The following is a 17918-nucleotide window of genomic DNA, read 5'->3' as shown; positions in this document are numbered from 1 at the left end:
CGCTCAGACGCCGCGCATGATGAGCGTCGCGTTGGTGCCGCCGAAGCCGAAGCTGTTGTTGAGCACGGCACGGATGCGGCGCGGCTTGGCGGTGTGCGGCACCAGATCGACACCGATGCAGGCGTCCGAAGGATCGTCGAGGTTGAGGGTGGGCGGCGCCACCTGATCGCGCATCGCAAGCACGCAGAAGATCGATTCGACTGCGCCGGCGCCGCCGAGCAGATGACCGATCGCCGATTTTGTCGAGGACATCGAAAGGTTGCCGAGATCGGCGCCGAAAAGGCGGCGGACGGCGCCGAGCTCGAGCTCGTCGCCCATCGGGGTCGAGGTGCCGTGCGCGTTGACATAATCGATGTCGGCGGTGGAGAGGCCGGACTTCTTGAGTGCCATCGCCATCGAGCGGAAGGCGCCCGAACCTTCGGGATGCGGCGCGGTGACGTGCCAGGCGTCGCCCGACAGGCCGTAGCCGATGACTTCGGCATAGATCTTGGCGCCGCGGGCCTTGGCGCGCTCATATTCCTCGAGCACCACCACACCCGCACCCTCGCCCATCACGAAGCCGTCGCGGCCCTTGTCATAGGGGCGGCTGGCGCGGGTGGGATCGTCGTTGTAGCCGGTGGAGAGCGCCTTGGCCTGACTGAAGCCGGCGATGCCCAGCGGGCAGATTGCGCCCTCGGCTCCACCGGCGAGCATCACATCGGCATCGTCGAGCGCGATCATCCGCGCCGCGTCGCCGATGGCATGGGCGCCCGACGAGCAGGCAGTGACGACGGCATGATTGGGGCCCATCAGGCCATATTTGATGCTGACCTGGCCCGAGATGAGGTTGATGAGGCGGCCATGGACGAAATGCGGCGAGACACGGCGCGGACCTTTGGCGGCGAGCACGAGCGATTCGGATTCGATTCCCGGCAGGCCGCCGATGCCCGAGCCGATCGAGCAGCCGGCGCGGAAGCGCTCTTCCTCGGTCATGTCGGTGAGACCGGCGTCCTCAATCGCCTGGCCGGCGGCATCGATGCCGTAGATGATGAAGGGATCGACCTGGCGCTGGACCTTGTAGTCGACGCGGGTATCGGCGTTGAAGGTCTCGCCGCTGCCGTCGCCGCGCAGCACTTCGCAGGCGATGCGGCAGACATAATCGGTGGCATCGAAGCGCGTGATCGGCCGGGCGCCCGAGCGCGAGGCGAGGATGTTCGCCCAGACGGTTTCCACATCGGACCCGAGCGGGGTCACCATGCCCAGGCCCGTTATCACCACACGACGCATGCTGTCATATTCCCTTCAAAGCCGGCCTTTCGGGGGGCAGATGGTCAAACGGCCCTTCGCGGTTTGCGCGAAGGGCCGTTTGTCCAGCATGCCGCCGTGCGGCCCGAGGGCGGTTTGCCCAGGGCCGCCGATGGCATCAGCCCTTGGCGTTCGCGGCGATGAAGCCGATCGCATCCTTGACGGTGAGGATCTTCTCGGCGGCATCGTCCGGAATTTCCACGCCGAATTCTTCCTCGAACGCCATCACCAGCTCGACAGTGTCGAGGCTGTCGGCGCCGAGATCGTCGATGAAGCTGGCATCTTCGGTGACCTTGTCGGCCTCGACACCGAGATGCTCGACAACGATCTTCTTCACGCGGTCGGCAACGTCGCTCATGGGAACCCCTTCACTATCGAACTTGGTGGATGAAACTGCTGTTATGAACTGCAAGACACGGCACTAGCGGCGCTGTGGCCGGCTGACAAGAGCAGCCGGGCCTGAATATGGCGGGATTGCGGCGGCTTTCAAGGCCGGCGCCCCCGCCTGGCACCATCAGGGCATTGCCATGCCGCCGTTCACATGGATCGTCTGGCCAGTGACATAGCCTGCCTCGCGGCTTGCCAGCCACACCAGCGCTGCCGCCACCTCGTCGCCATCGCCGAGCCGGCCGGCGGGGATGCGCGCCAGAAGTGCGGTGGTCTGCGCATCGGCGAGCGCAGCGGTCATCGGCGAGGCGATGAAGCCGGGGGCGACGCAATTGACGGTGATGCCGCGGCTGGCCAGCTCCTGCGCCAGCGCCTTGGACATGCCGATCAGCCCGGCCTTGGCGGCGGCATAATTGGCCTGGCCGGGGTTGCCGGTGACGCCGACCACCGAAGTGATCGAGATGATCCGCCCGAAGCGCGCTTTCATCATCGGGCGCGACGCCGCGCGCGCCAGCCGGAAGGCGGCTTCGAGATTGACCTGGTGGACAGCGTGCCACTCTTCGTCCTTCATCCGCATCACCAGATTGTCGCGGGTGATTCCGGCGTTGTTGACGAGGATATCGAGCTTGCCCAGCGCGGCGATGGCATCGGGCACGAGTGATTCCACCTGCCCGGCGTCGGCGAGGTTGCACGGCAGCGTCACATGATTGCCGCCCAGTTCGGCCGCGAGAGCGGCGAGCTTGTCGGCACTGGTGCCTGAAAGCGCCAGCCGCGCCCCCTGCCCTGCCAGGGCGCGCGCGATGGCGGCGCCGATGCCGCCGGTGGCGCCGGTCACAAGGGCTGTCATGCCGGTGAGGTCGAACATGCTCAAAGCTCCTTCGCCAGTGCCTCCACCCCCGCCATGTCGGCAGCGGTGAGCATCTTCATGTCGGGCGTGATCCGCCGCACCATAGGGCCGAGCACCTTGCCGCCGAGCTCGACCAGTGTCGTGACGCCGAGATCGGCCATCGCCAGCACCGATTCCCGCCAGCGCACGGTGCCGGTGACCTGCGCGACCAGAAGCGCGCGAATGGCATCGACTTCATGGACCGGAGCAGCAGTGACATTGGCGATGAGCGGCACCACCGGCGCCACCAGCGGCGCATCGGCAAGCGCTGCCGCCATCGCCTCGGCGGCGGGCTGCATCAGCGCGCAATGAAAGGGTGCCGAAACCGGCAGCAGCACCGAATGGCGGGCGCCGCGGGTCCGCGCCAGCGCCATCGCGCGTGCCACGGCCGGGGTGTGGCCCGACACGACAACCTGGCCATTGGCATTGTCGTTGGCGGCCTGCACCAGCTCGGTGGCGGTGCAGGCTTCGGCGGCGATCGCCACGACATCGTCGAAGCCGAGCCCGAGCAGCGCCGCCATGGCGCCCTCGCCGGCCGGGACTGCGGCCTGCATGGCATCGCCGCGCACGCGCAGCAGCCGCGCCGTGGCAGCCAGCGGCAGCGCACGTGCGGCGCAAAGGGCGGTGTATTCACCGAGGCTGTGGCCGGCCACATAGCTGGCCTTGTCGGCAAGCAGCATGCCGGCCTCGGCTTCGAGCACGCGAAGAGCCGCGATTCCCACCGCCATGATCGCCGGCTGGGCATTGGCGGTGAGGGTCAGTTCGACTTCGGGGCCCTCCCACATCAGCCGGCTGAGCTTCTGGCCGAGCGCCTCATCGACCTCTTCGAAGACGGCGCGAGCGACCGGGCTGGCATCGGCGAGGCCGCGGCCCATGCCGATGACCTGGCTTCCCTGACCGGGAAAGATGAAGGCGCGAATTGTCGTTCTCCCCAACGCTGCAATCGGGCGCAACTAGGCTCTTGCCGGCGTGCATGCAACCGGACGCCGTTCGCGGGGGGCGAGCAGTTGAGGGCGCGCGACCGGTTGCGCCGCTGGCAGGAATGCGCAATTACTAGGGCGGGTTTGCCATGGGGGTGGCAATTCGTCGGTTCTCAACGCGCGCTGTTCACCCCCGGGCCATGGGATAGGCACGACAATGGCTGCATATCCCGGGGCTTGGCCCCGTCGATGAACCAACGTCCATCCGGGCTTTTGCTCGCTGCAACAATGAGGTCGCAATGACAGTCACCGCCCCTACCAAATCCCGCAAGGCCGGCACCGGCACGATGCTGCTTGCCGCTGTGATAGGCCTTGGCGTGGCCGCTCCCGCATCGGCTGCTGTCTCGCCGGCTGTCGGCAAGGCCTTGCAGGCGGCGCAGAGTGCTGCCCGCGCCGGCAACAACGCCGCTGCAATCAACGCCGTCAACCAGGCACGAACCGCAGCCAAGACGCCCGAAGAGCGGGACAAGAGCGCGCAGATGGCCGCCTATGTCTTCACCCAGGCTGGTCGCTACGCCGATGCTGCGTCCGCGCTGCAGTCGGTGGGTGCCGGGCCGAGCCAGCTGGCGCCGCTCTATTACCGCGCCGGTCAATATGACAAGGCGATTGCCGAAGCGCGCAAAGGCGGCGGCGAGCAGATGCAGATTCTCATTGCCCAGGCGCTGATGCGCAAGGGCGACAACAAGGGTGCGGTGGCGGCCTATCAGGGGCTGATCAAGGCCAATGGCCCCAAGCCGATGTATCTGGAGAACCTCGCCGGCATGCAGTTCAAGGCGGGGGACAAGGCCGGCTATCTGGCCACCACCGAGCGGCTGGTTCGCGCCGACAGTTCGCCGAAGCGCTGGCAGACGCTGCTCGCCAATTTCCGGCAGAACCCGCTGCGGCCTGAAGCCAAGCTCGCGATGTATCATCTGATGCAGGCGACCGGTAACCTCACCACGCCGGCCGATCAGATGGAGTTTGCGAAGCTTGCGCTGGTGGCGAACCAGGCCGGCACTGCAAAGGCAGCCCTTGCCAAGTCCGAAATCGGCGCCGACGCCATGTCGCAGCGGCTGGTGCAGGCTGCGGACCAGATGGCTGCAAAGGCCGTTGGCGAAGCGCCGAAGCTTGCCGCCACCCCGGCCACGGCCTTCAAGGGGGGCGGTGCCTATTTCGGCCAGGGCCAGTATGCCAAGGCGATGCAGGCTTATGATGTCGCAGCCAAGGGCGGCGGCGCTGTCGGCGACCAGGCGATGCTGTTCAAGGGCATTGCTGCGCTCAAGGCAGGCAATGTCGCGGCGGGGCGCAAGGCCTTCGACGGCGTGGGCGAGAAGTTCGGCATGTTTGAGATCGCGCATCTCTGGGATCTTTACGCCCAGACGCGCGGCGCCGTTTCGGCCACCTGAGTCCGCGACAGCACGTGAAAATGGCCGGGTGGACTTGAGGTCCACCCGGCCTTTTCATATGCCGGCCTTCGATGGCGGAGGCCGTCGGCGGAAGCTATTCGCCTGCGGGGCGGGATTGCAGTTGCAGGTAATTGTGCAGCCCCATCTGCTCGATCATCGTCTTCTGCGTCTCGATGAAGTCGACATGCTCTTCCTCGGCGCGGAGGATTTCCGCAAACAGATCACGGCTCGGATAATCGCGCACGGTCTCGCTGTGCTGGACGGCGTCGCGAAGCAGCGCGATCGCTTCATGCTCGAGCTCGAGATCGGCCTGCAGCACTTCGGGGACGGTTTCGCCGATGCGCAGCCGCCCGAGCGTCTGCATGCCGGGGAAGCCATCGAGGAAGAAGATGCGCTCCATCAGCCGGTCGGCATGCTTCATTTCGTCGATCGATTCATGGCGCTCGTAATCGGCGAGGCGCTTGATGCCGAGGTTGTCGAGCAGCCGATAGTGCAGCCAATACTGGTTGACCGCAGTCAACTCGCCCTTGAGCACGGCGTTGAGATATTCAATGACTTTTGCATCGCCCTTCATGGTGCAACTCCTTTTCGTTGCACGGGATATGCTGCCAGCGCGATCCAGGCGTCAAGGATTCAGGGTAGAATTAGCCAATAATTGCCTGAATTCGCTTAGTTTTTCTGCAAACCATTTGCACTAGCGCAAAATCGGATGAATTCGGTGCGAATGCCACGCAGTCGTGCCTGAACGCCCTTGCGAGTGCGATGCAGTCCGAGCAATCGAATCGATGCAGGGGTCAGGCGGTCGCGAGTTCGGAGCGGACGACGTCGCGCGCGAAGGGGAGGCACATGCCGCACTTCACCTTGCAACCGAGCTGGGCATAGGCGGTGTGGGCGCAGGCGCGGCCGGAGGCGCGTGCGGCATCGCGGACCTGGCGTTCTCGAAGGGCATTGCAGACGCAAACGATCACGAGCGGCCTCACAAATCCCAACCGGGCGAATCCCTGCTGTTGAGAACCGATATCGCCCATGGGCCGACGCGTTGCAAGTCATTCTCATTCGGCGCGCCGGAAAAATCGGCGGTCAGCGGCGGCCAAACAGCTTTTCGATGTCGGTGAGTGCCAGCCGCACGAAGGTCGGGCGGCCATGATTGCACTGGCCGGCATTAGGGGTGATCTCCATCTGGCGGAGCAGGGCGTTCATTTCCGCGACCGACAGGATGCGACCGGCGCGCACGCTGCCATGGCAGGCCATCGTTGCGGCTACCGAATCGAGCCTGTCGCGCAGGCTGAGCGCTTCGCCCCAGTGCGCAAGGTCGGCGGCGAGATCGATTACCAGCGCCCGGGCATCGGCGCGGCCGAGCAGCGCCGGCGTGGCGCGCACCAGCACAGCCTGGGTGCCGAAGCTTTCGAGTTCGAGGCCGAGCTCGGCAAGCTCGCCGGCACGCGCGACCACCCGCGCCGCCGATGGTTCGTCGAGTTCCACCGTCTCGGGCACCAGCAGCGCCTGGGCGGCCACCCGGCCGCCGGCGAGTGCGAATTTCATCCGTTCGAGCGTGAGCCGCTCATGCGCGGCGTGCTGATCGACGAGGATCAGTGCATCGTCGGTCTCGGCGACGATATAGGTGCCGGCAATCTGCCCGCGCGCGGCACCCAGCGGAAATTGCTGCGCGGGCGGCGCGGCAGCGGGACCAGCGGCGGGTACTGCATGCGGCGCGAAGGCCGGCGGGAATTCGGTGAACAGCCGCGGCGGCTCGGCGAGGCCGGCTGCCGTGAGGGGGTCGGTTGCGGAGGGGCGGTCCCACAGTGCGGATTGCGCGGGCTGGGCCATCGCCGGCACCGCAAAGGCCGCGAGCGCCGCAGCACTGATGTTGGCGGCAGGGCGCTGGCCGGCGGCATCGAGGGCGCGGCGAATGCCCGAGACGATGAGCCCGCGCACCAGCCCCGGATCGCGGAAGCGCACTTCGGTCTTGGCGGGATGCACGTTCACATCGACGAAATCGGCCGGCACATCGAGGAACAGCACCGCCACCGGGTGCCGGTCGCGCGCCAGAAGGTCCATATAGGCGCCGCGCAGCGCGCCGGCGAGCAGCCGGTCCTTGACCGGGCGGCGGTTGACGAAGAGAAACTGCTGGTCGGCAACGCCGCGGTTGAAGGTGGGAATTCCGGCCAGCCCGCCGAGTGCCACGCCCTCGCGCAGCAGATCGACCGCCACCGCTGATTCGACGAATTCCGCTCCCAGCAGCGCCGACAGCCGGCCGAGGATCGACGCCGCCGAGGCATCGGGCCCGGCCGGCACCGCCAGCAGCCGCCGGCCATCATGGGTGAGCGTGAAGGCGACATCGGGGCGTGCCATCGCGAGGCGACGCACGACATCGAGGCAGGCGGCAAGCTCGGCGCGCGGCGAACGCAGGAATTTCTGCCGCGCCGGCACCTTGTCGAACAGGCCTTCCATCGTGACCGTCGTGCCGGGGGGTTGGGCGGCCGGGCCATCTTCCAGCCGATGGCCATGGTCGATCGCCAGCTGCCAGCCCTCGCCATCGACGGTACGGCTGGCAAGGCGCAGCCGCGAAACCGACGCGATCGACGGCAGCGCCTCGCCGCGAAAGCCCATGGTGGCAATGGCGCCAAGATCATCGCGCGGCAGCTTGGAGGTGGCATGGCGCTCGACCGCCAGATGCAGCGATTCCCGGTCCATCCCGCAGCCGTCATCGGCCACTTCGAGCAGCGTGGTGCCACCATCGGCAAGGGTGATGGTGATGCGGCGGGCGCCGGCATCGAGCGCATTCTCGACCAGCTCCTTGAGGGCGGCCGCCGGTCGCTCGACCACCTCGCCGGCGGCGATCTGGTTGACGAGATTTTCGGGAAGGCGGCGGATGATGGGCACTTGCTGCTTGTATGCGCGGGGGGCGCATGTGTCACGACCGGGCCGGTCCGATCTGCCGGGTCATCGCTCCAGCCGATTGCGGCCTCGCCGCGGCACAAAGGCCGGGTCGCTGCCTTGCAATGCGGTCTGAACGGCGACTAATGGCCACTTCCCCGATTCGCTTGGCGCTGCCGGGGCTTTGCCGGCGCGCCCAACCATTGGTCCCCTGCCCCCATGTCGCTTTTCAGCCGGATGTTCTCCTTCCTCAGCCAGGATATGGCTATCGATCTCGGCACGGCGAACACGCTCGTTTATGTACGGGGCCGCGGGATCGTTCTCAACGAGCCTTCGGTGGTGGCGATCGAGACGATCCGCGGGACCCGGACGGTCAAGGCGGTCGGCAATGAGGCCAAGGTGATGATGGGCAAGACGCCGGGCAATGTGGAGTGCATCCGGCCGCTGCGCGACGGCGTGATTGCTGACATCGATGTGGCCGAGCAGATGATCAAATATTTCATTAGCAAGGTGCACACGTCGCGGTTGCCGCGCTTTCCCGAGATCGTCATCTGCGTGCCGTCGGGCTCGACGAGCGTGGAGAAGCGCGCCATCCGCGATGCCGCCAACAATGCCGGCGCTTCGCAGGTGTATCTGATCGAGGAGCCGATGGCGGCGGCGATCGGGGCCGGGATGCCGGTGACCGAGCCGATCGGCTCGATGGTCGTCGATGTCGGCGGCGGCACGACCGAAGTGGCGGTGCTCAGCCTGCGGGGCCTGGCCTATACGACCAGCGTGCGTGTAGGCGGCGATAAGATGGACGAGGCGATCGTCTCCTATGTGCGCCGCAACCACAATCTGCTGATCGGCGAGGCGACCGCCGAGCGGATCAAGAAGGAAATCGGCACGGCCAAGCAGCCCGCCGACGGCATCGGCATGACGCTCGACATCAAGGGCCGCGACCTGATGAACGGCGTGCCCAAGGAAATCCAGATCAACCAGGCGCAGATTGCCGAGGCGCTCGCCGAGCCGGTGGCCACGATCGTGGAGGGCGTGCGCGTGGCGCTCGAGAACACCCAGCCCGAGCTGGCAGCCGATATCGTCGACCAGGGCATCGTGCTGACCGGCGGGGGTGCGCTGCTGCGCGATCTGGACGTCGTGCTGCGTGAAGCGACCGGCTTGCCGGTGACGGTGGCGGACGATCCGCTCACCTGTGTGGCGATCGGCACCGGGCGTGCGCTCGAGGACCCGATGTACCGCGGCGTGCTCACCACCGCCTGACCAAGGCCGACGCACGCGCGTCGCGTGCGCCGCTTGGGCGTTGCAGCATTAGTTGCTACATGGTTCCCAGCACCCGCAGCACCCCGGGCAGCACCTCGAAGGACCCTGGCCGATCCCGATGGACTGGACGCCATCCCCCCGCCGGTCGAGCGCCATGCGGCGTGACCAGAATCTCGCCATCATCGGCGCGGTGGTGACCGGCGCTGTCATCGCCACCGGGCTGGTGCTGCTGCTCATCGCCCGGGTCAGCCCGCAGTTCGGCGCCAGCGTGCGCGCCGCGGCGGTGGATGTCGTCACACCTTTATGGTCGGTGGTGCGCGCGCCGTTCGATGGCTTGGGCAAGGGTGTCAACGGCATCGGGGACTATTTCGGCGCGGTTGGCCGTGCCAGGGCGCTCGAGGCCGAGGTGATCGACCTGCGGGCACGGCTGCAGGTCGCCGAGGCCGACCAGATCGCGTTTCGCCAGTTGTCGCGGCTCGGCCGGCTGGAGAACCCGCAACGCCGGCTTGTCGCCACCGCGCGCATCGTGTCGGCCACGCAGGGTGCCGTCGTGCAGACTGCGCTGGTCGCTGCCGGCCGCAACCAGGGGGTGCGCCCCGGACAGCCGGTGATTGCGGCGGACGGCCTGATCGGCCGCACGATCGAGACCGGACTGGGCTCGTCGCGGCTGCTGCTGCTCACCGATCCGCAAAGCCGGGTGCCGGTGCTGGTGCAGCGCACCGGCCAGGCCGCGCTGGTGAGCGGCGATGGCGGGCCGTTGCTGGTGCTGACCGATCGGCTCGGCCTGCAGGAGCCGCTGCAGCGCGGGGACCGGCTGCTCACCTCGGGCGAAGGCGGGATCTTCCCGCCGGGCGTGCCGGTCGGCTTCGTGGTGGATGCGGGCGAGCCGATCCGCGTGCGCGCAGCCGCTTCGCCGCGCGGGATCGGTTTTGTGCGGATCGAAGCCGCCTATGCGGCGATGCCCGCGACTGCGGCCACTTTGCCGATGACCGATGCCCCGGTGCCGGTCGAGGCGCAGCGGGTCGGCGGTATCAAGGGCCTGGTGCGCGGGCTCGATGCGCCCTCCACCGACGGCGCGACCTGATGCGCGGCCCCGCGCCCCCGCTGCGGTTGATGAACCCGCGCGAACGCCGCAGCTTCTGGCTGGGCCATTGGCGGCTCGGGCTGCCGGCGCTGGCGGTGCTGGGCCTGCTGCTGCTTGCCACGGCACCACTGCCGCTCAGCCTGCCGCTGATGCCGCCGCTGGGGCTGCTCGGCGTGTTCGTCTGGGCGACCTTCCAGCCGGGGCTGATGCCGCCCTGGCTCGCCTTCCTGCTCGGCCTGGTGGCCGATCTGCTGCTTTCGATGCCGTTCGGGGTCAACGCCACATTGTTCGCGGCGGTGGCGGGCTTCGTGCGCTGGTTCGAAGTGCGCTATGGCCATCATGCGCACGGCTTCGATTGGGCGATGGCCGTCGCGATCACCGCCGTCCATGCCCTGCTCACCATCCAGCTGATGGCGCTTGCCTCGCATCCGGTGCCGCTCGAGCCGCTGGCCTGGCAGTGGCTTACCAGTCTGTTCGCCTATCCCGCCGTGGTGGCGCTGTGCGGATGGCTGCAGCGCGCCGCCTTCGGCGCCCGCACCGCCACGTGAGGGCGGCGGCATGAACATCGGCCCGCCCCGTGAAGCCCGCTTCAGCCGGCGGGCGCTGCTGCTCGGCGGCGGCATGGGGCTGGTCGGCACCACGCTCGCCGGTCGCATGGCGTGGCTTGCCTTGTTCGAGGGTGATCGCTACGCCGCGGCCGCCGAGCGCAATCGCATCCGCGACCGCCTGGTGCCGCCGCGCCGCGGCTGGATCGTCGACCGCACCGGCAAGCCGCTCGCAGTCAACCGGCCCGACTATCGGCTCGAGCTCATCCCGAAGGACGTCGAGGATCTCGATGCAGCCCTTGCCCGCATCGCCCAGGTGCTGCCGATCGGACTGGAGGACGAGCTGCGCATCCGGGCCGATCTCGCCATCCAGCCGTCGTGGATGCCGGTTGAGGTGGCGCGCGATCTCGACTGGCCGGCCTATGCTGCGCTCAATGTGCAGGTGGCCGATGTGCCCGGCCTGCAGCCGGTGCGCGTGTTCAGCCGCCATTACCCCGATGGCGAACCCTTTGCGCATCTGCTCGGCTATGTCGGCCCGCCCTCGCCCGAGCAATATGAGAAGGAAAAGGATCCGCTGCTGATCTTTCCGGGCTTTCGCATCGGCAAGGACGGCATCGAACGGCACGAGGACAAGGTGCTGCGCGGCCGCCCCGGCTCGACGCGCGAGGAGGTGACCGCGCGTGGCCAGGTGATCCGCGAGCTCGGCCAGACGCCCGACCAGCCCGGTGCCACGCTGCGGCTCACCATCGACCGCGACCTGCAAAGCTATGCCGCGCGCCGGCTGGGGGACAACAGCGCCAGCGTGATCGTGATCGATTGCGTGACCGGCGACCTGCTCACAATGGTGTCGATGCCGGCGTTCGATCCCAATGTGTTTTCGACCCGCGTGCCAACCAGCCTGTGGAAGGCATTGCAGGTCGATGACCATACGCCGCTGCTCAACAAGAGTGCGATGGGTGTCTATCCCCCCGGCAGCACCTTCAAGATGGTGACGATGCTGGCTGCGCTCGAAGCCGGCATTCCGCCCGATGCCAGCGTCAATTGCTCGGGCCGCTATCCGATGGGCGGCAATGTCTGGCATTGCCATGCCCGGCGCGGCCATGGCCGGGTGACGATGGCGACGGCACTGCCCAAGAGCTGCGACACCTGGTTCTATCATTTCGGCCGACAGATCGGGATCGAGCGGATTGCCGACATGGCGCGGCGACTCGGCCTTGGGCAGGAATTCGACCTGCCGCTCCCCGGCCAGGCGAGCGGGCTGGTGCCCGACAATGACTGGAAGCAGCGCCGCTACGACAAGCCGTGGAACGTCGCCGAGACGCTCAACTGTTCGATCGGCCAGGGCTATCTCATTGCCAATCCGCTGCAGCTGGGTGTGATGACCGCGCGCATCGCCTCCGGCCTGATCGTGCAGCCGCGGCTGCTGCTGCCGCAGGCCGGGGACGCCGCACCGGTATTTCCTGCTCTTGGCATCGACCCCGAGCATCTGGCGATGGTGCGCCAGGGCATGTTCGATGTTGTCAATTCGGGCATCGGCACGGCGCGGGGTGCCCGCACCGGGCTTCCCGGTGTCGAGGTGTGCGGAAAGACCGGCACCGCGCAGGTGCGCCGGATCAGCAAGGCCGAGCGCCGCAGCGGCGTGCTGCGCAACGAGGCGCTGGCGTGGAAATTTCGCGACCATGCGCTTTTCGTCGCCTATGCACCCGCCGCTGCCCCGCGCTATGCCGTGAGCGTGATTATCGAGCATGGCATTGCCGGCGGCCGCTACGCCGCCCCCATCGCGCGCGATGTGCTGAGCTTCCTGTACGACCGCGACCGCGCGATGAAGGCGCTTGAGCCGGTCGAGCGCGCACTCGCGGCCAAGCGCCGGGCGGAATCACAGGCGCAAGTCGCCGAAGCGCGTGCGGCGGAGGAGGCCCGGCTGATGCCGGCCTGGCTGCGCGCCGATGCGCCGCCGGCAAGGCCACCGGTCAACACCGGCGACACCCCGCAACCACCCCGCGATGTGATCTAGCCGATGTTCAACGGACCTTGGGCCCGCGAGCTCGCACGGCTCCCCTGGGGGGTGATTGCCGTCACTGCGCTGCTTGCCGGCTTCGGCATGGTCATCCTCTATTCGGCCGGCGGCGGCGCACTGCAGCCCTGGGCGCTCAAGCACGGCGTGCGCTTCGGGATTCTGGGCACGATGATGCTGGTGCTGGCGCAGGTTAGGCCGAGCTTCTGGCTGCGCCATGCCTTTCTCATCTATGGCGTGCTGGTGGTGGCGTTGCTCGGCGTCGAGATCAAGGGCCAGGTCGGCGGCGGAAGCCAGCGCTGGCTCGACCTGGGCTTCATCCAGCTGCAACCTTCGGAACTGATGAAGCTTGGCATCGTGCTCGCCGTGGCGCGCTTCTACCATTATATGCCGCGCGGCTATGAGACGAAGCCGATGGCGCTCTGGCCACCGCTCGTTCTCATCGCGGTGCCGTCGGCGCTGGTGATGCTGCAGCCCGACCTCGGCACTGCCACCTCGATCGCGGTCGGCGGTGTGGCGGTGATGTTCCTCGCCGGCGTGCGCATGTGGCTTTTCGGCGGGGCAGCCCTTGCCATGGCAGCCGCAGCGCCCTTTGCCTGGGGGCTGCTGCATGATTATCAGAAACGCCGGGTGATGATCTTTCTCGATCCCTCGGTCGATCCGCGCGGTGCGGGCTATCACATCACCCAATCCAAGATCGCGATCGGATCGGGCGGCTTGAGCGGCAAGGGCTTTCTGGAGGGCACCCAGAGCCATCTCGATTATCTGCCGGAGCTACAGACCGATTTCATCTTTGCCACCATGGCCGAGGAGTGGGGCCTGCTCGGTGGCCTTGCGGTGATGGCTGGCTTCACCTTCATCCTCGCCTGGGGCACCGGCGTTGCGATGCGTGCCGGCACCCAGTTCGAGCGGCTGCTTGCGATGGGTTTGGTGGTGACGCTGTTCTTCTATGTCGCCGTCAATCTGATGATGGTGATGGGGCTGGCGCCGGTTGTCGGCATTCCGCTGCCGCTGGTGAGCTGGGGTGGATCGGCAATGATGACGGTGTGCATCCTGCTGGGCCTCATCATGGGCATTCACCGCGAACGCACGTTGGGTGAGGGATAGGGGGGTGAGGCATAGGGGAGCGAGGGATAGGGGTGGACACGCCTCGGCATCGCTGCTAACAGCCTGCCCTCGCCAAGATGCAAATCGCGGTGATGGACACATAGCTCAGTCGGTAGAGCAGCTGACTCTTAATCAGCGGGTCCTTGGTTCGAGCCCAAGTGTGTCCACCATAATCTCAATAACTTATCCCAAAAACGAAGCCTTTCGAGACGGGGAGTTTGGCTTCTGCGCAACGCGGTGCGCAACAGACATGAACCATGCCAACCGGGAGCCGAGCGGGCGAAGCTCGGAATGCTGCGCAGTCTTGCGCAAACGGGGAGCGGCGAGCGCCATTGGCGAGACCGAATCAGTCAGGCCGCTTTAGCTCTAGAACTATGGGCAGGCTCGCAGGGTCGCTTTGCTTAAGGCTCGATCATTGTAAAAGGTGGCGAGTCGTTTCGCGCCGTCGCAATCGCCCTTTGCAATCAGAGCACCGACTTGATTGAACATCACCGCCCTACGGTTTTCAGCAGCACGTTCGGTCACCGCATCCTCTGCCGCTTGACGATCCCTTTCCGCTTGCGCCTTGGCCACAGCTGACAGCTCGTCGCCAGACGTTGTGCAGGATGTCTGATTGCCGAATGTCAGGCATTCCGTTGATTGAGCAAGAGCAGAGCTTGCCGCCAACAAACCGATTGCTAAGCTGATCATTCGCTTCATAAACATTCCCTCGCGTCGGGCTGCGCATCTTGCGCAATCGCGATTATGATAACATGAAGTTGCATAGTCCAAGACTGGTCAGCGCGTTGGTTGAACAAATCGCTACTCCAGTGCCTCAGATTCCGATTGGCGATTACGTCGCTTAAAAGCACTGGCATCCGAGACGGCCACCATCGCCAATCGTTGGTTATGCCGCCGTGTCGCCCAGCTATCCCAGACGAGCCTTTTGGCAACCATAATATCACTCAAGTTCGTTGGACTGTCTTCAGCCAAAATTGAGGGCCGAAAAATCATTTGCTGTGACCAACTGTCTGACATGGAACGGAATGCAGTTGCCGCCCCCAGCATAATCCTTATACGTTTCGCGAGCCTGTAAATTGGTCAGTAGGTAAAATGTCGGCGATAACGTCCGCAGGTCAAGCTCGATAAAGATGAAAAAGTCTGCATTCCCTTGGCCTCCATATCAACCGGCCACCGAGTGATCTCTGAAGCGCGGTTCAAAAACTGCCTTGTCTTCACTTCAACCGATTTTGCCTGCCCCTCAATGACCACGATTAGGTCATCGCCTGGCGCACCCTCGGGGCTGATGTAAGCAGCATGTCCAAGGCTGTTGAGCTTCCCCACGGCCAGCAACTCACCGAGCGTTCCTGACTGAAGAGGAGAAAGTTTGGTCAACATCGCATGGGAATAGCAGGCCAATGGCGAGCGGCACAGATGGGGACGATGGGTCACCTTGAATCTGGAGCAGCGTCTCGGTTGGAGTTGGCGATTGCGGCTGCTACACCACTCCCGATGGCCAGCGTCTTCCCACATTTAGTCCTCGATAGCGAACATTCGGTCTTTACCGACTGTCAAATCGATCAAGGATGATCGCTGGGCATTTGTCGGTTTTTACTTCGCTTCGCAGTGCTCGTTGTCGAACCGTGCAGTCTAGTCTATGCGTTTCAGGTGGATATTGAAATCATTAGACAGCGGGCGCAAAAGGCGATCTCGCCTCTGAAGCAGGCCGAGCTTAGTCACTCGACATATATGCCAATCTTTATGTCAGGTAAACGAACGAGTGGCGGGCGAAGGCTGCCAGATTATTATCTGCTCTATTTCCTGTTGGTGGACCTCCTCGGGTTCCGAAATAACGGGCAGTGGGAAAAGACATCATGGTCTGTCACGGTCGAGTTCGAGGGCACGCCCTTCCTGATTGCTCACCGCAAGTTCGGGCTTGGCCTATTTGGGTTAGATGGACCAAATTTTGAGTCTACGGCAGCACGCGTTGCTTCGTGTCTGCACAGAGCCGTCAAAGCGGCCAGGCCCTATTTTGATTGGCGAGCGCAGGTTGCTGCCGAACAGGCCCATCTCAATGTTTTGAATCGATCAAGCGATTTGTTGCAGCACCTCCAATTTCATCTTGTCCTGTATGACGCGCGGGCAGCGGAAGCGGACACCCGAAACGACGAGGTCATCAAGACCCAGATAAGCGCACATGCGTGGACAGTGCACCGTCCGTCGGTCGACCTGAGACGTGAAGCCCGGCACTATGCAATCGCCGCCATCGAGGGATTTTTTAGTTGGACGGAGCATGTGTTCATTCACATTGCTATTCTTCTCGGCGCTGTCACGACGGGTAAGGAGGTGAATGAGCTTGCGAAGGCAGAATGGGCGGAAAAATGCAAGGCAGCGCTTGATCTTACGGACGCAGCTGACAAACGGTTTTATGATGAACTTGCGGAGTTGAGCCGACAACTCCGCAACTTTGTTGCGCATGGATCATTCGGCAAAGACGGCGAGGCATTGCAATTCCATTCAGGCGCAGGTGCTGTGCCAATGTTATTGCCGCACAGGCGCAGCAAGAGTACTTTTCGCTTCGGTTCTGGGTTCGAATTCAGGTTAGAACCTTCAATCGCGCTCGTTAATGCATTTATGAATCATCTATGGACCGGGTCGCGTTCTCCTGCGAAGATATACATTTAGGAATATCAACTCCCGGCGATACTGACCTATGTCGCGGACGGCACATATGCGGCCGCTATGCACTCTGACGCCGATATGGAAGTTTTTGCCGGTTTCCTTGCGCGTCGCATGGACGATGCGGCAAACATGGACTTCTAATTTTCGTAAATTGCCCTGCTCGGCTTCCGGCCCTTGGGGACAAGCTGCCGCGCCCGCGCGACCGCAGCGGCGTCGATACCGCAGTAGCGCGCTATTCGCTCGTCATCCCACCGCCCTAACCGGACAAGGTTGCGAACAGTCTCCGCTGTGTCGTGATCCAGCATCAAAACCTCGATTTATGCCGGCCGCGCGGTATCACCATGCCGCCGCCGGCTCTTGGTGTTTTCCGGCACCGCCAAGTGGCCGGCCCGCCCCCGACATGAACGGCGGGCAAACTCAAATCACCGCAATGCGGCAAAAAGCTCGGGATGCTCCACACGCGTGCGTGACATCGCGACGTGGCCCGGCAAGCCGTCCCGCTTTGCGATCTCGCGCGCCTTTGACGCGAACGCCGCCCTCGCTTCGGTCAGGCCTGGAGCTGGCTGCTCCACGGCATTGATCGAAGCTGGCGACCCATTCTGGAGAGCATCATACAGCTCGGGATGTTCAATCCTGACTTTGCGCATTGCCTCGTGCGCAGCGCAGCCGTCGCGCTTTGCAACGGAGTCCACCTTAAGTCGAAAAGCCTTTCTTGCCTCGCCGCTGTCGCCGCCACCTGCAAGTATTTTTGCGAGGGCGGTTCGGAAAATCTGAGCACCATCGGCCATCACGCGGCTGCCTTGTTGCGCAGCTGCGCAGCACTATCGCGAGCCTCGCTGATCATGTTTCCGATACAGTCGGCCATTGAGGGCTTCGGCACATGCGTAACCGATCGACCCAGCCGGCTTTCGAGTGCGAGCGCAATCGCGGCATTGATGCAGCGGGGATGCGTGTAAACCCGGCGCACGCCGTTCGGGATCAACGTGTTTGCGAGCGGAAGGGCTTCGCGTTCAATATCGTCCAACGCCACTAACGCGTCACGCAAAGCACGATCGAAGCGCCCTGCCGCCGCCGAACATGCAGCTGCGATCTTGCCCAAATCCTTCACGGCCATGGCAGTGGCGTCGTCATACTCGCTAAGCTTTTTGGCGTACTGTTCCTCCGCTGCGCTGAGCAATTCAACAGCGGTGTTACGCTGGTCATTGAGCGATCGCACGTCACGCTCCAGTTTGATCCGATCGCCCATATCTCGGCCTTGTCGCTCACGCTTTATGGAAGCGATCCGATTGTCCAGATCACTCACCGCAGCTTGCAGACTATTGCGTCGTGCCTTCGCCGCTGAAATCCCGTCCTGTAGGTGAAGTCCGAGACCCACAGCATGTCGGGTGCTGGCGCGTGGAACTGCCGGTTGACCCGGTCCAGCGGACACGGCGCCGAGCGATCGCTGA

At 64.8% G+C, this 17918-nt stretch carries 18 protein-coding genes and 1 tRNA gene; 8 read left to right on the top strand and 11 right to left on the bottom strand.

Annotation, left to right across the window (positions count from 1 at the left end; all coding sequences use genetic code 11):
- Positions 1–3: 3 nt before the first annotated feature.
- The 4 genes from fabF to fabD form a co-directional block, all read right to left on the bottom strand.
- Complete coding sequence (gene fabF, locus FHS79_RS09175) at positions 4–1266, bottom strand: beta-ketoacyl-ACP synthase II (RefSeq protein WP_184198690.1); 1263 nt, start codon at positions 1264–1266, stop codon at positions 4–6.
- Between the two features lie 136 nt (positions 1267–1402).
- Positions 1403–1642, bottom strand: a complete 240-nt coding sequence (locus FHS79_RS09170; RefSeq protein ID WP_184198687.1) for an acyl carrier protein — start codon at positions 1640–1642, stop codon at positions 1403–1405.
- Positions 1643–1798: 156 nt separating this feature from the next.
- The gene (gene fabG, locus FHS79_RS09165) at positions 1799–2536 is read right to left on the bottom strand and encodes a 3-oxoacyl-[acyl-carrier-protein] reductase (protein ID WP_184198684.1); all 738 of its coding nucleotides are present in this window, start codon (positions 2534–2536) and stop codon (positions 1799–1801) included.
- Positions 2537–2538: 2 nt separating this feature from the next.
- Complete coding sequence (fabD, locus tag FHS79_RS09160; protein ID WP_184198984.1) at positions 2539–3477, bottom strand: ACP S-malonyltransferase; 939 nt, start codon at positions 3475–3477, stop codon at positions 2539–2541.
- A 299-nt stretch (positions 3478–3776) separates the two neighbouring features.
- Between fabD and FHS79_RS09155 the strand changes: the two genes are divergently transcribed.
- Positions 3777–4922, top strand: a complete 1146-nt coding sequence (locus FHS79_RS09155; protein WP_184198681.1) for a tetratricopeptide repeat protein — start codon at positions 3777–3779, stop codon at positions 4920–4922.
- Positions 4923–5016: 94 nt separating this feature from the next.
- Here the strand turns inward: FHS79_RS09155 and bfr are convergent, their stop codons facing one another.
- The 3 genes from bfr to mutL all read right to left on the bottom strand — a co-directional run bounded on the left by bfr (position 5017) and on the right by mutL (position 7805).
- Positions 5017–5496, bottom strand: coding sequence for a bacterioferritin (gene bfr, locus FHS79_RS09150; RefSeq protein WP_184198678.1), 480 nt, complete (start codon positions 5494–5496; stop codon positions 5017–5019).
- Positions 5497–5716: 220 nt separating this feature from the next.
- Positions 5717–5950, bottom strand: a complete 234-nt coding sequence (locus FHS79_RS09145; RefSeq protein WP_207792289.1) for a (2Fe-2S)-binding protein — start codon at positions 5948–5950, stop codon at positions 5717–5719.
- Between the two features lie 52 nt (positions 5951–6002).
- Complete coding sequence (mutL, locus tag FHS79_RS09140) at positions 6003–7805, bottom strand: DNA mismatch repair endonuclease MutL (protein WP_184198675.1); 1803 nt, start codon at positions 7803–7805, stop codon at positions 6003–6005.
- Positions 7806–8018: 213 nt separating this feature from the next.
- On the opposite strand from mutL, the gene FHS79_RS09135 reads away from it, so the two are divergent.
- The 6 genes from FHS79_RS09135 to FHS79_RS09110 all read left to right on the top strand — a co-directional run bounded on the left by FHS79_RS09135 (position 8019) and on the right by FHS79_RS09110 (position 13979).
- Complete coding sequence (locus tag FHS79_RS09135; RefSeq protein ID WP_279380438.1) at positions 8019–9059, top strand: rod shape-determining protein; 1041 nt, start codon at positions 8019–8021, stop codon at positions 9057–9059.
- 154 nt (positions 9060–9213) lie between these two features.
- Complete coding sequence (mreC, locus tag FHS79_RS09130; RefSeq protein WP_184198672.1) at positions 9214–10143, top strand: rod shape-determining protein MreC; 930 nt, start codon at positions 9214–9216, stop codon at positions 10141–10143.
- Positions 10143–10691 carry a hypothetical protein gene (locus tag FHS79_RS09125; RefSeq protein ID WP_184198669.1) on the top strand — a complete coding sequence of 183 codons (549 nt, stop codon included), beginning with the start codon at positions 10143–10145 and terminating at the stop codon, positions 10689–10691. The genes mreC and FHS79_RS09125 overlap by 1 nt, the downstream gene beginning before the upstream one ends.
- A gap of 10 nt (positions 10692–10701) precedes the next feature.
- The gene (mrdA, locus tag FHS79_RS09120) at positions 10702–12702 is read left to right on the top strand and encodes a penicillin-binding protein 2 (protein ID WP_184198666.1); all 2001 of its coding nucleotides are present in this window, start codon (positions 10702–10704) and stop codon (positions 12700–12702) included.
- A 3-nt stretch (positions 12703–12705) separates the two neighbouring features.
- Positions 12706–13809: a rod shape-determining protein RodA gene (rodA, locus tag FHS79_RS09115; RefSeq protein WP_184198663.1), complete on the top strand. Its 1104-nt coding sequence runs from the start codon at positions 12706–12708 to the stop codon at positions 13807–13809.
- A gap of 94 nt (positions 13810–13903) precedes the next feature.
- Positions 13904–13979, top strand: a tRNA-Lys gene (locus FHS79_RS09110).
- Positions 13980–14181: 202 nt separating this feature from the next.
- Here FHS79_RS09110 and FHS79_RS09105 read toward each other — a convergent pair.
- A complete protein-coding gene (locus FHS79_RS09105) occupies positions 14182–14508 on the bottom strand; it encodes a hypothetical protein (protein ID WP_184198660.1) in 327 nt (108 codons plus the stop codon).
- 381 nt (positions 14509–14889) lie between these two features.
- Complete coding sequence (locus FHS79_RS09100) at positions 14890–15240, bottom strand: hypothetical protein (RefSeq protein ID WP_184198658.1); 351 nt, start codon at positions 15238–15240, stop codon at positions 14890–14892.
- 216 nt (positions 15241–15456) lie between these two features.
- Between FHS79_RS09100 and FHS79_RS09095 the strand changes: the two genes are divergently transcribed.
- Positions 15457–16473 carry a hypothetical protein gene (locus FHS79_RS09095; RefSeq protein ID WP_184198654.1) on the top strand — a complete coding sequence of 339 codons (1017 nt, stop codon included), beginning with the start codon at positions 15457–15459 and terminating at the stop codon, positions 16471–16473.
- 419 nt (positions 16474–16892) lie between these two features.
- Here FHS79_RS09095 and FHS79_RS09090 read toward each other — a convergent pair whose 3' ends face one another.
- Both FHS79_RS09090 and FHS79_RS09085 read right to left on the bottom strand, forming a co-directional pair.
- Entirely contained in the window at positions 16893–17258 is a 366-nt protein-coding gene (locus FHS79_RS09090) for a hypothetical protein (RefSeq protein ID WP_184198652.1), read from the bottom strand.
- A partial coding sequence (locus FHS79_RS09085; protein ID WP_207792305.1) for a hypothetical protein occupies positions 17258–17918 on the bottom strand: 661 nt, incomplete at its 5' end. The genes FHS79_RS09090 and FHS79_RS09085, both read right to left, overlap by 1 nt.

The sequence above is a fragment of the Polymorphobacter multimanifer genome, from assembly GCF_014205635.1.
Taxonomy (GTDB): Bacteria; Pseudomonadota; Alphaproteobacteria; order Sphingomonadales; family Sphingomonadaceae; genus Sandarakinorhabdus; species Sandarakinorhabdus multimanifer.
This window is presented reverse-complemented; position numbering and strand designations above follow the sequence as displayed.

Excerpts from the sequence above, each read along its gene's own strand:
- fabF (WP_184198690.1), bottom strand. The coding sequence starts at position 1,266 with ATGCGTCGTGTGGTGATAACGGGCCTGGGCATGGTGACCCCGCTCGGG.
- FHS79_RS09170 (WP_184198687.1), bottom strand. The coding sequence starts at position 1,642 with ATGAGCGACGTTGCCGACCGCGTGAAGAAGATCGTTGTCGAGCATCTC.
- fabG (WP_184198684.1), bottom strand. The coding sequence starts at position 2,536 with ATGTTCGACCTCACCGGCATGACAGCCCTTGTGACCGGCGCCACCGGC.
- FHS79_RS09155 (WP_184198681.1), top strand. The coding sequence starts at position 3,777 with ATGACAGTCACCGCCCCTACCAAATCCCGCAAGGCCGGCACCGGCACG.
- bfr (WP_184198678.1), bottom strand. The coding sequence starts at position 5,496 with ATGAAGGGCGATGCAAAAGTCATTGAATATCTCAACGCCGTGCTCAAG.
- FHS79_RS09145 (WP_207792289.1), bottom strand. The coding sequence starts at position 5,950 with ATGGGCGATATCGGTTCTCAACAGCAGGGATTCGCCCGGTTGGGATTT.
- FHS79_RS09135 (WP_279380438.1), top strand. The coding sequence starts at position 8,019 with ATGTCGCTTTTCAGCCGGATGTTCTCCTTCCTCAGCCAGGATATGGCT.
- mreC (WP_184198672.1), top strand. The coding sequence starts at position 9,214 with ATGCGGCGTGACCAGAATCTCGCCATCATCGGCGCGGTGGTGACCGGC.
- FHS79_RS09125 (WP_184198669.1), top strand. The coding sequence starts at position 10,143 with ATGCGCGGCCCCGCGCCCCCGCTGCGGTTGATGAACCCGCGCGAACGC.
- mrdA (WP_184198666.1), top strand. The coding sequence starts at position 10,702 with ATGAACATCGGCCCGCCCCGTGAAGCCCGCTTCAGCCGGCGGGCGCTG.
- rodA (WP_184198663.1), top strand. The coding sequence starts at position 12,706 with ATGTTCAACGGACCTTGGGCCCGCGAGCTCGCACGGCTCCCCTGGGGG.
- FHS79_RS09105 (WP_184198660.1), bottom strand. The coding sequence starts at position 14,508 with ATGAAGCGAATGATCAGCTTAGCAATCGGTTTGTTGGCGGCAAGCTCT.
- FHS79_RS09090 (WP_184198652.1), bottom strand. The coding sequence starts at position 17,258 with ATGGCCGATGGTGCTCAGATTTTCCGAACCGCCCTCGCAAAAATACTT.